We start from the raw sequence: 13,604 nt of genomic DNA on the forward strand, positions 1-13,604 counted from the left end.
ATCCATGCTGGACCTTACGCGGTCTGTTCCTTCGTCTCCCTGGCTTCCTTGGGCGGAAGCGGTTGGGGGTTGAGGAACGCCTTGGTGATGAGCGGCGCCACCAGTCCGACCTGCCACGGCCGGGCACCCAGTTCACGAAGCTCCGCGGCAATGGCGGCTTCACTGATGTCGGCCGGCGGCCGCCACGCGACGCGCCGAAGGTAGTCCGGGGTCAGCAGGTTTTCGAGCGGAAGCTTGAGTTCGTCCGCCTGTTCCTGCAGCAGCGGCCGGGCAGTCTGCAGCCTCTCCGCAGCCGCAAGGTCGCGGTCTGCCCAGACCCGAGGGGGCGGCGGGGCGTTGGTGGGCAAGTGGAGCGGAGGAAGGTCTTCGAGGGCCCGGGCCGCCGCGATGCACCGCAGCCAGCGGGGCGCCTCCCGCTGGGCGGCCCTGCCGTGGAAACCCTTCGTGCCAAGCAGTTGCGGCACTGTGGTGGGCATGGCCTTGGCAGCGGCGACGAGAGCCGAGTCGGGGATGAGCCGTCCCGGGGCGACGTCGCGTTTTTGGGCCAGCGCGTCGCGTTCCAGCCACAGCTCCCGGACCGCGGCCAGCTGTCGCCGGTCCCTGATCTGGTGCAGCCCGGACGTCTTGCGCCAGGGGTCCACTCGGGGCGGGGCGAGCCCGGCGGCGAGAATCGCGGCGAATTCCTGCTCGGCGAATTCCAGCTTTCCGTCCGCTTCCAGCAGCTCGATGAGTTCCTCGCGCAGTTCGGTCAGGACTTCGACGTCGAGCGCTGCGTACCGGAGCCAGGGTTCCGGCAGCGGGCGGGTGGACCAGTCAGCCGCCGAGTGCTCCTTGGCGAGTCCGAAACCGAGCAGCTGTTCGATTACTGCCGCGAGGCCGACGCGGGGAAGGCCGGCCAGTCGGGCCGCAAGCTCCGTGTCGAACAGTTTGTCCGGCCACATGCCCAGTTCCGACAGGCAGGGCAGGTCCTGGCTGGCGGCGTGCAGGATCCATTCGACGCCCTGCAGGGCATCGTTGATGATCCGCAGGTCCTCGAACGGCTCGGGGTCGATCAGCCATGTGCCGGAACCTTCCCGGCGGATCTGCACGAGGAACGCGCGCTGGCCGTAGCGGAAGCCCGAAGCGCGTTCGGCGTCGACGCCGGCTGGTCCCGTGCCCGCGGCGATGGCGGCGGCACAGCGCTCCAGCCCGGCCTGGGTTTCGATGACCAGAGGCACCCCGTCGCGGGGGGAATCAAGATCGATGACAACGGGGACCAGGCTGTCAAAGCCTTCCACCGTTATATGGGGTGTTGTTTCAGCAGCCGGGGCGCCGGCTGTGGTGTTATCCGGTTTTTGAGGGGTCATGATGTCCCTAGTTTACCGGCAGCCCGCCGAAGGGGCCGTTCCGGGCAGGAACAGCACGCGCCGCCGTCGTTTCCGACGGCGGCGCGGTGTGGTGCCAAAAGGGCTCAAGCAAGGAGCGGTCAGGCGAACAGGCCCTCCCCAATGAAGCCGCCCTGCTTGGTTCCGGGCGGCACAGCGAAGAGCCCGGAGCCCGTGTGCTTGAGGTATTCGAGGGCCAGAACATCTTCTTTTGCCATGGTCATCTGCATGGGCACGTAGTGCGTGCGCGGGTCCTTGACGAAGGCAATAAAGAACAGCCCGGCGTCGAGGTGGCCCAGCCCGTCCGACCCATCCGTGTAGTTGTACCCGCGCCGTAGCATCCGCACGCCCTCGTTCTGGTCCGCGTGGGCCAACCGGACGTGGGAGCCCAGGGCAATGAGCGGCTCGCCGTCGTTGCCCTTGATGGCAAAGTCCGGGGCGGTGAACTCCTTGCCGCCCGACAGGGGAGCGCCTTCGCCCTTCGTCCGGCCTATCAGGCCTTCCTGTTCGCGCAGCGAGGTACGGTCCCAGATCTCGATGTGCATCCGGATGCGGCGCGCCACCAGGTAACTGCCGCCGGCCATCCAGGCTTCGCCCGCACGGGATCCGGCGCCGGCCCACACATGCTCGTCGAGCGGTGCGGTGTCCTCCGCTTTGAGGTTGTTTGTCCCGTCCTTGAAGCCGAAGAGGTTGCGCGGGGTCTGCTGCGCGCGCGACGTCGACGACGTGCGGCCGAAGCCCAGCTGGGACCAGCGGACGCGAGCCTTGCCGAAGCCGATGCGGGCCAGGTTGCGGATGGCATGCACTGCCACCTGGGGGTCGTCGGCGCATGCCTGGACCACGATGTCGCCGCCCGTACGGTTTGGTTCCAGCGCGTCGCCGGGGAAATGCGGCAGATCGATCAGGGCATCGGGGCGCCGGCCGGCAAGGCCAAAGCGGGATTTGCCGTCCTTCTCGAAGAGGGTGGCGCCGAAGCCAAATGTGAGGGTGAGCCGGCCGGCGTCGAGATCCAAAGCCTCGCCGGTGTCCTCCGGTGGGGCGTCGTACGGGCCGTCGACGGCGCCGGTGGCCCCGGTGGTGCGGCCGGCGGTCATGGCTTCGGCGGCGGCGGTCCAGTCCTTGAGGAGTTCGATGAGCGCCTCACGGTCTTCGGTGGTGACGTCGAAGGCCGCCATGTGGAGGCGGTCTTGCGCGGCCGTGGTGATGCCGGCCTGCCGGTCGCCGAAGAACGGAATGACGGAATCGCTGTCAGCCGGGGGTGCTGCGGCTGCTGTCACGGCGTCGTGCCCGAGCAGGCCGGCGGCGATGCCTGCCACCGCACCTGCGCCGCCCACGCCGGCCAGCCCCAAAAGGCCACGGCGGGACAGCCGGCGGTTGCCGCCGTCGGACGTCTCCTGCCGCGCTCCCGAAGCGTCGGATTGAGTGTCAACCGGTGGCTGGCCACCGAAGGGGCAGCCGCTCACAGCACCACTGCCGCGGTGAGCTTGGACAGCGGCTCGCCGAGCGCGTCGACCAGGGCGCTGAGCTGCTGGACCTCGTCCTTGCCCAGCTCGTTGTAGTAGGCAAAGCCGTCACCCTTGGCGTGCTTCTTCAGCTCAGCCTGCAGGGCACTGAACTTGGCGTCGAGGTCCTTGGCCAGCGCGGCGTCCTTCTGCTGCAGCGCGGGCTTGAGGTTTTCGAACGCGATCCGGGCGCCGTCCACGTTGGCCTGGAAGTCCCAGAGGTCAGTGTGCGACCAGATTTCCTCCTCGCCTGTGACCTTGCCGCGGGCCACCTCATCCAGCAGCTCCTTGGCGCCGTTGCCGAGCTTGTCCGCGCTGAGCTCCACGGTGCGGGTGCGGGTGCTGAGCTCCTCCGTGTCGGCGACCAGCTGTGTGGCGATCGCAGTGCGCTCGGCCGCGGTAAGTGCCTTGTACCCCGCCGGCGGGAACAGGTCCTTCTCGGCACGGTGCCAGCCGGTCCATTTCTGCCCCGGTTCGAGGTCCGTTTCGCGGGCGTCGAGCTTGGGATCGAGATCACCGAAGGACTCGGCCACTGGCTCAATCCGCTCCCAATGCATGCGGGTGGCGGCGTAGAGGCTCTTGGCCTTGGCTGCATCGCCGGCCGCGTAGGCGGTGGCGAATTCCTTGGTTCCGGCCACCAGCTGCTCGGTCTGGTCCTTGACGTAGGCCGTGTACTGGGCGACGCCGGTGTCCACCAGCTTCTGGAGGTCGGCGTCGGCGGTGGCCTGCCTGCCGGAGTCCTTGACAGTGAATTCGGCGCGGATGCCGTCACCGTTCATCCCCGGCTTGCATGCCGTGATGTATTTGCCGGCCGGCGCGGTGAGCACCAGGTTGCGGGTGATTCCCGGGCCGATGTTCTCCACTTCGGCCACGATCCGCAGGCCGTCCTCGGCGAGCACATAGAACTCAGTGACCTCGGCGCCGTCGTTCTTCACGGCGAAGGTGAGGCTTCCGCTCGGGACTTCAGTGGCCGAAACCTTGCACCCGGCATCCGTGCTGGTCACCTGGATGGGGCCATCGGTGGCGGCGGTGGTGGCGCTGGCGTTGTCGGTGCAGGACGCCAGGGCGAGCGGGAGGACTGCGGTGGCTGCCACGACGGCGAGGCGGGCACCGGCAGTCCGGCGGTTTTTGGGCGGGGTCAAGCCGGGCATGGGGTTCCTTGGGGAGTTGGGTGCGGGGGATTTGCGGTGGAGTCTGGAGCGCCGGTCAGGAAGCGACGGCGGCGGCTGCGGCAGGTGCCGCCGCCGGCCGGACCGGCGGGCGGAAGTTGGCGCGGAGGTAGAAGAACATGACGGGGACGGCGTAGAGGACCCAGGCAGTTGCCTCCAGCCACGTCGTGGCAGGGGAGAAGTTCAGGGTTCCCTTCAGCAGCGTGCCGTACCAGGACGACGGCGGGACGGCGGCTGAGACGTCGAAGGCGAGGCTGTGCAGCCCGGGCAGGATGCCCGATTCCTGCAGGTCGTGGACGCCGTAGGCGAGGACGCCGCCGGCGATGACCACCAGGGCGACGCCGGTCCAGGTGAAGAAGCGGGAAAGGTTGACCTTCAGCACGCCGCGGTGCAGCAGATAGCCGAGTCCGGCGGCCACGGCGAGGCCCAGGAGGGCGCCGATCAGGGGAGTTCCGGATTCCCCGCTGGCCTGGGCTGCGGCCCACAGGAAGAGTGCCGTCTCCAGGCCCTCCCGTCCGACGGCCAGGGCCGCGACAAGCACCAGGCCCCAGGCGGCGCCGTCGGCCACGCCGTCCACGCGGGAGCGCAGGTCGCTGCCGAGCGTACGGGCGGTGCGCGCCATCCAGAAGACCATCCAGGTGACCAGTCCGACGGCGATGACGGACAGTCCGCCGCCGATCGCTTCCTGCGCTTCGAAGGTCAGGCCGCGCGGACCGAAGGTCAGCAGGGCTCCGAAACCTACGGACACCGCAACGGCGATTCCCACGCCCGCCCAGAGCCGGGGGAGCAGTGCGCGGCGGCCGGTCTTGGTGAGGTAGGCCATCAGCAGGACGACGATGAGCGTCGCCTCGAGGCCCTCCCGGAGGCCGATGAGGAAGTTGGCTGTCATGTAGTGCACCTTCTGCCGGGGAGCCCGTCTTAGGCTCACCTAAGCACGGGACTCTACACGCCGAACGCTATTAGGCAAAAGAATCATGTCCTAATTGCCGCGGAAATTACTCCACCGGTTTGGGCAGTGCTGAAAGCGGGTGCTAGTTGCGGCGCCTGCGGGGAAGTGCGGAGACGCCGTCGGGCAGTGGCGGGAGGCCTGCGAAGGTACACACCATGTCTGACCACGCCTCGAGGTGCGCCTGGACGTCGGGGCCTGCTGGGGTCCAGGAGGCACGGAGTTCAATGTCGATCGAGGCTGGCCGGTCCACGAGTGTTCCGAAGCTCTCCGAGAGCACCCTCGTGGCGGTCCCGCCGGCCGCGCGGTACGGGGCATGGTGGGTTTCGAGGGCTTCGACCAGCCATGTCCAGGCCACGGAGCCGAGCATTTCGTCGTTGCCCATCTCGGCGTCGAGCTGCGCACGGATGTAGGTGACGATCCGGAACTCGCCGTCCCACACGGCGGAGCCGTCGGGGTCGTGCAGCAGGATGAAGCGGCCGGTGGCGAGCTCCTCGCCGTCGCCGTCATCGTCCCCGGCAGCCGCCCCGGCGGCGGCCGACCGGGCCAACGCCATGGCTGCCGGCCCGTGGACCGGGGACCCGTGGGCTGGCGGACGGTCCTTGCCGCTGCTGGGAACGATGACCTCGGCGCCGAGGGCAACGGCGAATGGCGCCAGCCGGGCGGGCGCCGGGATCTCGTCGAGGCGCAATTCGCTGCGGCAGCGTGCTTTGCGGAGCGTTCCCAGCGCATACAGGAAATTCGCGGGAACCTGGGCAAGTGCGTTCACAATGGCAGAGTACGCATTGGAAACCGCCTGTTCCGGCAGGCTCGCCGCCTGCTCACGCAATCCCGCGCATGTTACTGGCCTGCCCCCTGGGCGGACCCGTGCCGGCCGAGTTCGGCCTTGATGGCGGCCACGAAGGCGTCGACGTCCTCCTCGCTGGTGTCGAAGGAGCACATCCAGCGGACCTCGCGGGTGGCCTCATTCCAGTCGTAGAAGCGGAACGACTCACGGAGCCTGTCCGCCACGCCTTCGGGCAGGACCGCGAAGACACCGTTGGACTCCGTCTTCTGCGTGGGTTCCACGCCGTCGATGGCGTCGACCGCGGCACGCAGCCGCGCGGCCATGGCATTCGCATGCGCTGCCGAGCGAAGCCACAGGTCACCCTCGAGCAGCGCGATGAACTGCGCGGACATGAACCGCATCTTGGAGGCCAGCTGCATGTTCATCTTGCGCAGGTACACCAGTCCGTGGGCGGCATCCGGGTTCAGCGCCACCACCACCTCGCCGAAGAGCAGCCCGTTCTTGGTGCCGCCGAAGGACAGGATGTCCACGCCGGCGTCGCGCGTGAAAGCCCGCAGCGGAACGCCAAGGTGCGCCGCGGCATTGGCCAGCCGCGCCCCGTCCATGTGCAGTTTCATGCCCCTGGCGTGGACGTGCTCGGCGATCGCCCGGACCTCATCCACCGTGTAGCAGGTGCCCAGTTCGGTGGTCTGGGTGATGGAGACGGCCAGCGGCTGGGCGCGGTGCTCGTCGCCCCAGCCCCACGCCTCGCGGTCGATGAGTTCCGGCGTGAGCTTGCCGTCCGGCGTGTGCACCTGCAACAGCTTCATGCCGCCCACGCGCTCCGGGGCGCCGTTCTCGTCCATGTTGATGTGCGCCGTCGACGCGCAGACCACCGCACCCCAGCGGGGAAGGAGGGACTGCAGGGACAGCACGTTGGCGCCGGTGCCGTTGAAGACCGGAAAGCACTCAATGCCCGGCCCGAAGTGCTCCTCCATCAGCTCCTGCAGGCGGGCCGTGTAGGCGTCTTCGCCGTAGGACACCTGGTGCCCCTCATTAGCGGCAGCCAGCGCGGCCAGCACCTCGGGGTGCACCCCCGAGTAATTGTCGGAGGCAAAGCCGCGCACCGACGCGTCGTGCAGCCTGGGCATGGTGCCGCTGCCGGCAGTTTCAACCGTTGTTGTCATCTCTTTGGTCACGCTTTCAGTCTAGGTAGTTGCGGCGCTGTGTGTGCTTGCAGCGCCGGCAGGCACCGGGGCCAGCAGCAGCCGCTGCCCGTTCAGCTCCGCGGCGGGCTGGCTAAAGAGCCCGACGGCGGCAGCCCCCAGCTGCTCGACGTCCGTGAACCCGGGGAACGTCCGTTCCGGTTGTTTGCTGCGCATGCCGGCATCCACCAGCGCCTTCACCACGAAGACGACGGCGGCGCTGTGCTGGCTCCCGCCGGATTGGCTGTCCACGCGGAACCCGTCTGCCATGGCCATGGTCCACGCCTCCGCGGCGGCCTTGGCTGCCACGTAGCTGGCGACGCCGGCGGCGGGGCTGCCCACCGCCGTCGACGACACCATGGCAAACCGTCCGCAGCGCGAGGCCGCGAGGTCGTCGTAGAACACCCGGGTGACGTTCCGCAGCGTCGTGACGGCGCTGCGCTCCAGGAAATCCCAGTCCTCGTCCGTCTGGTCCGTAATGCCTTCCGCGCCGCGCCAGCCGCCCACGAGGTGGATGACGCCGTCGATCTTTCCGGACGTGAGGGCGAGCTCCTGCTGCAGTTGCCGTACGGCGGTGAGGTCGGCGAGGTCGCACACGACCGGGGTGGCGCCGCCCGCGGTTTCCGCCGCGGCCTCGATCCGCGCTTTGTCCGAACCCACCGTGAAGACGGTAAAGCCGGCCTGCAGCAGGGCCCGGGCGGCCGCGATCCCCGAAGGTCCGCTGCCGCCCGTGACCAGCACGCGCAGAGGAATGCCGTTGTCCGCGTTGCCGTCCGTCATGCCGCCGCCGTGGCCGGGACGTCGGAATCCGAGGAGCCGGTGATGCCGGCGGTGGATTCGATCACGGGGCGCATCTTCTTTTCCAGTGCTTCGTAGAACATGGACAGCGGAAACTCGTCGTCCAGGACCTGGTCCGTGAGGCCGCGCGGCGGCCCGTCGAGGGGAAGGGCACCCGGTCCCTTGGCCCAGGCCGAGGCCGGGTTCGGCGTGACGGTGCCCGAGATCAGCTCGTAGGCCGCCAGCCAGTGGGCGGTCTTGGGCCGGTCGATGGAACGCCAGTAGAGCTCCTCGATCCGGGCGCCCAGTTCCACGACGACGCCGGCGACATGGGCCCAGTCGATGGTGAGCCGGCCGTCGGTCCAGTGGAGGACGCGGTGCTGGTGCAGCCACGCGAACAGCAGCTGGCCGCCGAGGCCGTCGTAGTTGCGCACCCGGCTGCCGGTGATGGCGAACCGGAAGATCCGGTCGAAAATGACGGCGTACTGCACGAGTTTGGCATGCCGCCGGGCTTCGGGATCGGCGGCCTCGTCGTTTTCGATCTTCACGGATTCCCGGAAGGCCGTCAGGTCGCACCGCAGCTCCTCAAGGGAGTACAGGAAGAAGGGCATCCGCTGCTTGATCATGAAGGGGTCGAACGGCAGGTCCCCGCGCATGTGCGTGCGGTCGTGGATCAGGTCCCACATGACGAAGGTCTTTTCGGTCAGCTCCTGGTCCTCAAGGAGTTCCGCGGCTCCGGCCGGCAGCTCCAGTGACGTGATGTCGGCTGCGGCCCGCAGGACGCGCCGGAAGCGTGCCGCTTCGCGGTCTGCGAAGATGGCGCCCCAGGTGAACCTCGGAGTTGCCCGCACGCCGACGGTTTCGGGGAACAGCACGGCGGAGTTGCTGTCGTAGCCGGGGGTGAAGTCAATGAACCGGATGGGCACGAACAGCCGGTTCGAGTAGTCTCCCTGTTCCAGGCCGGCGATGAAGTCGGGCCAGACGACGTCGATGAGGACCGCCTCCACGAGCCGGCTGCTGCTGCCGTTCTGCGTGTACATGGGGAAGACGACCAGGTGCTGCAGTCCGTTCTCGCGGTCCGCCTGCGGCTGGAACGCGAGCAGGGAATCCAGGAAGTCCGGCACGCCGAACCCGCCCTCGGCCCAGCGGTCAAAGTCGCGGCACACCAGGTCCAGGTACAGGGCATCGTGGGGGAACGCCGGCGCCAGCGCCCCGACGGCGCCGACAAGGGCTGCGACGTGGCCGTGCGCGGCCGCCTGGGCGGCCTGGTCGGGGATGGAACCGTCCTGCACCTGCAGGGCCCGCAGGTCAATGGCGGCGGCCTTGAGGCGCTGCCAATCAGGGTGTTCTGCAGAGATTCGGGCTGGTGCTGTGTGTACGGTTGCGGTCATCGCTGGCCTCGCCTTCCTGGTTATCTGGGCTTCTACGGCGAGCGTAGCAAGCAGACAGACCTGCTAATCGGTCAAAGGCCCGAGCATAAGAAACTGTGTGGCTCGGAGCCGTCGGAATAACCGCTAGGCGCAGCGCCGGGCAGCCTCAGGCCTGGGGGCCGTCGGCGGCCGGAACCAGCTTCAGTGAGATGGAGTTGATGCAATAACGCTGGTCGGTCGGGGTCCCGTAGCCCTCACCCTCGAACACGTGCCCAAGGTGGGAGTCGCAGTTGGCACACCGCACCTCGATGCGGTCCATGCCGAGGGTCCGGTCGTGGATGTAGCGGACACGGCCTTCGGCCAGCGGGGCCCAGAAGGACGGCCAGCCGCAGTGCGAATCGAACTTCTCCTTGCTGGTGAACAGCTCGGTCCCGCACGCGCGGCAGTTGTATACCCCGGCGGTGTGGGTGTCCCAGTACTCGCCGGTGTACGGGCGTTCCGTGCCGGCCTGGCGCAGCACATGGTATTCCTCGGGCGTCAGTTCGCGGCGCCAGTCGTCGTCGGAGCGGCCGTCGCCGGGTGTTGCGGCGCCGGCGGAGTTGGTGAGTTCGGATTTCTCAGGAGTGCTCATAGTCGGACCAACGCTCAGGAGTCCCCGATAAATCCCGAGCCGGCGTACAGGTGCAGCACCGGGAGCCCCAGCTTGTCCTGCGCCCGGTTGGCCCAGTCGGTATGGAAGGTGTCCGACACGGCATGCGGCCTGGTGATGACGACTGCCTGGGCGGCGCCAAGCTCCTTGACCTTGGCAACGAGGCCGTTGACGGCCCCGCCGTCCACCACCTCGCCGGCAACGCCGCCGCCGAGGCCTTCCAAAGCGGTGACGGAGGTGGCCAGCGTGGCGTCTGCCGCTGCGCGTTCCTCGGCTGGATCCGGAGCGTGTGAGGTCAGCTCCCGGAAAGCCTTGGCGATGTCCAGCATCGAGAGGTTTTCGAGGAAGTCCACCAGCAGATGCCGTTCCGTGTTGGCCGGCACCAGCACAACCAGGGGCGCGTCACCCCCGTCCACCAGGCGTTCGATGTTGACGCGGTCGTCCGCACCCAGCGGCTCTTCTGTGAGAATGACGATTGGATCGCTCATGGCTTCAGCCTAGTCCCGGCCGCCAGAGCCCGCATGTATTTTGCGCCCGCATGTATTCGGCCGGGGTGCATGTGGTGCGGGTGCCGGCCGCGAATGTGCCGGAAGGGGCCGGATCCGTCAAGATGGGTGGCATGGATTCCGCGCAGGCTGCTTTAACTTCCCCGGCTACTGCCCAGGGCAATGCGATGACCCTGAGGGCGAAGTGGACACTCGGGGGAATCATCGCCGGCGGCAGCGCGGCTGCCCTGCTCGGTGCCGGATCGTCCGCCCTCGCGCTCTACTTTGCCCGCCGCGTCCTCACCCCCGCCCGCGTGCGGGCGGCAGACCAGGAAATCCTGGCGGTCATCAGGGAAGGCCGGGACCTGCAGGTCATCCTCGCGGCCACGCCGGAGACCACACACAACGGAACCTACAGCCTCTTCTTCGACGCAGGTGCCGGGCACGCCCGGATCGGCAGGATCCTGTCCTATTCCCCGGCCGAGCGCACCGTGCTGCGCGAGGTAGAGGCCGTGTACAGCGGCGACCTCGAAGCCGCGGGGCGCGGCTGGTGGGGCGGCGCCACGTACCAGCATCCCTCCGACGTCGGGCTGGCGTCCGAGGACGTAGCCATCCAAGTCGAGGGCGGAACAGCCCCCGCCTGGCTGATCCCGGGCGACGCCGGCGCTGAAACCTGGGCCATCATGGTCCACGGGCGCGGGGCCACCCGGCAGGAGTGCCTCCGCGGAGCGCGGATAGTCCACGAACTCGGGCTGCCCAGCCTGCTGGTTTCCTACCGCAATGACGGCCTGGCGCCCGCAGCATTTGACGGCCGGTACGGGTTGGGCTCCACTGAGTGGCGCGACGTCGACGCCGCCATCTCCTTTGCCCTCGCGCGCGGTGCCAAGGAGGTGGTGCTCTTCGGCTGGTCCATGGGAGGGGCGATCTGCCTGCAGACCGCTGACCTGTCGGAGCACAGGAACGTCATCCGGGTCATGGTCCTTGACGCGCCCGTCATCGACTGGGTGAACGTGCTGGCCCACCACGCGGAGCTGAACCGGATCCCGTCCGCCGTTGGCCGGTATGGCCAGCTGATGATGGGGCACAAAGTGGGCCGCCGGCTCACAGGACTTGCGGCGCCGGTGGACCTGAAATCAATGGACTGGGTGTCCCGTGCGGTTGAACTCAGGACGCCGACGCTCATCATCCACAGTGTCGACGACGAATATGTTCCCTACCAGCCCTCGGCCCTGCTCGCCGAAAAGAACCCGGAAATGGTCACCTTCGAGCCGTTCGAGGGGGCGCGGCACGCCAAGGAGTGGAACGCCGATCCGGTCCGGTGGGAAAGTCTGGTCAGGGCGTGGCTGCAGCAGCAGCTGGTGGCGCGGGTTAATCCGGGTTCTGGCGCCAATCCAGGTTCGGGCCCTGCTCAGCCTGCCTAAGAGGCTGTGCCGATCGCGGCGGTGACGGCTTTGGTGAGGCGCACCAGATCCCGGGGGTCCAGCTCGATGTCGAGGCCGCGCCGGCCGCCGGACACCAGGATGGTGTCCAGGGCGAGGGCGCTTTCGTCGATGACGGTGGGGGAGGGCTGCCGCTGGCCCAGCGGCGAAATTCCGCCCAGGACGTAGCCCGTGCGGCGTTCGGCTGCGGCGGGGTCCGCCATGGCGGCTTTCTTGCTGCCCAGCGCGGCGGCGATTGCTTTCAGGTCAAGGTTTCCGCTGACGGGAACGACGCCGACGGCGAGCCGGCCGTCGATCTCCACCATGAGCGTCTTGAAGACCCGTGCAGGATCGATGCCCAGGACCTCGGCGGCCTCCAGGCCGTAGCTGGCGGCGGCCGGATCGTGGGTGTACGGGTGCAGGTTAAAGGAAACGCCTGCCGCAGCCAGGACGGCTGTGGCAGGCGTTCCCTGCGACGTGTTCTTGCGCGCCATGCGGGGTCCGGCTCCTAGGCGTGGAGCCGGGCCGAGGCGGCCACCTTGCGCTTGATGCGCCCAAGCATGGCGGTCATGCCGCGCATGCGCAGGGGCGTGATGGCGCGGGTCAGGCCGAGCAGTTCCGGCATGTCGTCGGGAACAGCCAGGATCTCCTCTGCGGTGAGGCCGTCCAGTCCTTCATGGAGCACTCCGGCGAAACCCCGGGTGGTGGGGGCTTCCGGCGGCGCCTTGAAGAACAGCCGGTAAGCGGGGGACCCGCCGTCGTTCTTTTCCGTCTCAATCGTGAGGAAAAGGGGCGACTGGCATTCCACCACCTGTTCCAGCAGTTCCGGGTGGTTGTTCAGGCGCTCCGGCAGTTCCGGCAGGCCGCGGGAAAACTCCAGCAGGAGCTGGAGCCGTTCGGGCTCGCTCAGTGCCTGGAAGTCATCGACAATCTCCGCCAGCGCGGTGGGAAGTGCTTGTGTACTCATCACTTCCAGCTTACGCAGGTTGTCCAAGTCCGCCGCTTTTTTACGGGCATTTACCTCACGGCAACTGCCGGGACGGAGCCGCGTTCGGCGCCCTTGGCGATGGGCACGCGCACGGCGTTGCCCCATTCGGTCCAGGATCCGTCGTAGTTGCGGACGGTTTCGAAGCCGAGGAGGAACTTCAGGGCGAACCAGGTGTGGCTGGAGCGTTCGCCGATGCGGCAGTAGGCCACGACGTCGTCACCCTCGGTGAGGCCGGCCTCGCCCAGGTACAGCGACTCAAGCTCGGCGCGGCTGCGGTAGGTGCCGTCCTCTGCAGCTGCCCGGGCCCACGGGATCGAGGCCGCGGTGGGGATGTGGCCGCCGCGCAGGGCGCCTTCCTCGGGGTAGGCAGGCATGTGGGTGCGCTGGCCGGTGTACTCCTCGGGGGAGCGGACGTCGATCAGCGGCTTGCCCAGGTGGGCCAGGACGTCTTCCTTGAAGGCACGGATCGGGGTGTCGTTACGCTCCACGACGGGGTAGTCCGCAACCTCGGGCGTGGGGATGTCGGTGGTCAGGGCGCGGCCTTCGGCGATCCACTTGTCGCGGCCGCCGTCGAGCAGTCGGACGTCCTCGTGGCCGAACAGGCTGAAGACCCAGAGGGCATAGGCTGCCCACCAGTTGGACTTGTCACCGTAGATGACCACCGTGGTGTCGCGGGAGATGCCCTTCGCGGCGGCCAGGGCAGCAAACGCCTCGCCCTCCACGTAGTCACGGGTCACCTCGTCGTTCAGGTCGGTGTGCCAGTCGATCTTGACCGCGCCGGGGATGTGGCCGGTTTCGTAGAGCAGGACGTCTTCATCGGACTCCACCACCACGAGCTTGCCGTCATTAAGGGCGCCGGCGTCGATGGCCGCAGCCAGCCACTCGGTGGAAACAAGCCGCTCCGGGTGCGCGTAGGCGGCGAACTTCTCGTTCTGTTCAACGGGGTAGGACATGCGTATGGCCTT

General features: G+C 68.2%; 14 protein-coding genes. 1 reads left to right on the top strand and 13 read right to left on the bottom strand.

The features are described from left to right. Positions 1–14: 14 nt before the first annotated feature. The 10 genes from ACFRAH_RS08355 to ACFRAH_RS08400 form a co-directional block, all read right to left on the bottom strand. Complete coding sequence (locus ACFRAH_RS08355; protein WP_377990441.1) at positions 15–1,346, bottom strand: HRDC domain-containing protein; 1,332 nt, start codon at positions 1,344–1,346, stop codon at positions 15–17. Positions 1,347–1,465: 119 nt separating this feature from the next. Then, the gene (efeB, locus tag ACFRAH_RS08360) at positions 1,466–2,827 is read right to left on the bottom strand and encodes an iron uptake transporter deferrochelatase/peroxidase subunit (protein ID WP_377990442.1); all 1,362 of its coding nucleotides are present in this window, start codon (positions 2,825–2,827) and stop codon (positions 1,466–1,468) included. After that, entirely contained in the window at positions 2,824–4,017 is a 1,194-nt protein-coding gene (gene efeO / locus ACFRAH_RS08365; RefSeq protein WP_377990443.1) for an iron uptake system protein EfeO, read from the bottom strand. The genes efeB and efeO overlap by 4 nt, the downstream gene beginning before the upstream one ends. Positions 4,018–4,072: 55 nt before the next feature. After that, complete coding sequence (efeU, locus tag ACFRAH_RS08370) at positions 4,073–4,924, bottom strand: iron uptake transporter permease EfeU (protein WP_377990444.1); 852 nt, start codon at positions 4,922–4,924, stop codon at positions 4,073–4,075. A gap of 142 nt (positions 4,925–5,066) precedes the next feature. Next, on the bottom strand, positions 5,067–5,753 hold the full coding sequence (locus ACFRAH_RS08375; RefSeq protein WP_377990487.1) for a DUF3000 domain-containing protein: 687 nt from the start codon (positions 5,751–5,753) through the stop codon (positions 5,067–5,069). 68 nt (positions 5,754–5,821) lie between these two features. Continuing rightward, positions 5,822–6,934: a threonine aldolase family protein gene (locus ACFRAH_RS08380; protein ID WP_377990488.1), complete on the bottom strand. Its 1,113-nt coding sequence runs from the start codon at positions 6,932–6,934 to the stop codon at positions 5,822–5,824. A gap of 21 nt (positions 6,935–6,955) precedes the next feature. Further along, on the bottom strand, positions 6,956–7,732 hold the full coding sequence (locus tag ACFRAH_RS08385; protein ID WP_377990445.1) for an SDR family oxidoreductase: 777 nt from the start codon (positions 7,730–7,732) through the stop codon (positions 6,956–6,958). Then, positions 7,729–9,120, bottom strand: coding sequence for a DUF6421 family protein (locus ACFRAH_RS08390; protein ID WP_377990446.1), 1,392 nt, complete (start codon positions 9,118–9,120; stop codon positions 7,729–7,731). Before ACFRAH_RS08390 ends, ACFRAH_RS08385 begins: the two co-directional genes overlap by 4 nt. 145 nt (positions 9,121–9,265) lie before the next feature. After that, positions 9,266–9,730, bottom strand: a complete 465-nt coding sequence (gene msrB, locus ACFRAH_RS08395; protein WP_377990447.1) for a peptide-methionine (R)-S-oxide reductase MsrB — start codon at positions 9,728–9,730, stop codon at positions 9,266–9,268. Positions 9,731–9,744: 14 nt separating this feature from the next. Further along, positions 9,745–10,236 carry a hypothetical protein gene (locus ACFRAH_RS08400; RefSeq protein ID WP_377990448.1) on the bottom strand — a complete coding sequence of 164 codons (492 nt, stop codon included), beginning with the start codon at positions 10,234–10,236 and terminating at the stop codon, positions 9,745–9,747. A gap of 131 nt (positions 10,237–10,367) precedes the next feature. Here ACFRAH_RS08400 and ACFRAH_RS08405 point away from each other — a divergent pair, with 131 nt between their 5' ends. Beyond that, entirely contained in the window at positions 10,368–11,654 is a 1,287-nt protein-coding gene (locus tag ACFRAH_RS08405) for an alpha/beta hydrolase family protein (RefSeq protein ID WP_377990449.1), read from the top strand. Here ACFRAH_RS08405 and ybaK read toward each other — a convergent pair. The 3 genes from ybaK to ACFRAH_RS08420 are packed head-to-tail and all read right to left on the bottom strand — an operon-like array spanning position 11,651 to position 13,592. Next, positions 11,651–12,145 carry a Cys-tRNA(Pro) deacylase gene (gene ybaK, locus ACFRAH_RS08410; RefSeq protein ID WP_377990450.1) on the bottom strand — a complete coding sequence of 165 codons (495 nt, stop codon included), beginning with the start codon at positions 12,143–12,145 and terminating at the stop codon, positions 11,651–11,653. The genes ACFRAH_RS08405 and ybaK overlap by 4 nt on opposite strands. Positions 12,146–12,159: 14 nt before the next feature. Continuing rightward, entirely contained in the window at positions 12,160–12,618 is a 459-nt protein-coding gene (locus tag ACFRAH_RS08415; protein WP_377990451.1) for a SufE family protein, read from the bottom strand. A 50-nt stretch (positions 12,619–12,668) separates the two neighbouring features. Next, the gene (locus ACFRAH_RS08420) at positions 12,669–13,592 is read right to left on the bottom strand and encodes a sulfurtransferase (protein WP_377990452.1); all 924 of its coding nucleotides are present in this window, start codon (positions 13,590–13,592) and stop codon (positions 12,669–12,671) included. Between the last annotated feature and the right edge of the window lie 12 nt (positions 13,593–13,604).

The organism is Arthrobacter sp. NPDC056727, from assembly GCF_042790555.1.
GTDB lineage: Bacteria > Actinomycetota > Actinomycetes > Actinomycetales > Micrococcaceae > Arthrobacter.

What these genes read in the sequence shown, in the direction of transcription:
- ACFRAH_RS08355 (WP_377990441.1), bottom strand. Translation starts at nt 1,346, where the DNA reads ATGACCCCTCAAAAACCGGATAACACCACAGCCGGCGCCCCGGCTGCT.
- efeO (WP_377990443.1), bottom strand. Translation starts at nt 4,017, where the DNA reads ATGCCCGGCTTGACCCCGCCCAAAAACCGCCGGACTGCCGGTGCCCGC.
- efeU (WP_377990444.1), bottom strand. Translation starts at nt 4,924, where the DNA reads ATGACAGCCAACTTCCTCATCGGCCTCCGGGAGGGCCTCGAGGCGACG.
- ACFRAH_RS08380 (WP_377990488.1), bottom strand. Translation starts at nt 6,934, where the DNA reads ATGACAACAACGGTTGAAACTGCCGGCAGCGGCACCATGCCCAGGCTG.
- ACFRAH_RS08385 (WP_377990445.1), bottom strand. Translation starts at nt 7,732, where the DNA reads ATGACGGACGGCAACGCGGACAACGGCATTCCTCTGCGCGTGCTGGTC.
- ACFRAH_RS08390 (WP_377990446.1), bottom strand. Translation starts at nt 9,120, where the DNA reads ATGACCGCAACCGTACACACAGCACCAGCCCGAATCTCTGCAGAACAC.
- msrB (WP_377990447.1), bottom strand. Translation starts at nt 9,730, where the DNA reads ATGAGCACTCCTGAGAAATCCGAACTCACCAACTCCGCCGGCGCCGCA.
- ACFRAH_RS08400 (WP_377990448.1), bottom strand. Translation starts at nt 10,236, where the DNA reads ATGAGCGATCCAATCGTCATTCTCACAGAAGAGCCGCTGGGTGCGGAC.
- ACFRAH_RS08405 (WP_377990449.1), top strand. Translation starts at nt 10,368, where the DNA reads ATGGATTCCGCGCAGGCTGCTTTAACTTCCCCGGCTACTGCCCAGGGC.
- ybaK (WP_377990450.1), bottom strand. Translation starts at nt 12,145, where the DNA reads ATGGCGCGCAAGAACACGTCGCAGGGAACGCCTGCCACAGCCGTCCTG.
- ACFRAH_RS08415 (WP_377990451.1), bottom strand. Translation starts at nt 12,618, where the DNA reads ATGAGTACACAAGCACTTCCCACCGCGCTGGCGGAGATTGTCGATGAC.
- ACFRAH_RS08420 (WP_377990452.1), bottom strand. Translation starts at nt 13,592, where the DNA reads ATGTCCTACCCCGTTGAACAGAACGAGAAGTTCGCCGCCTACGCGCAC.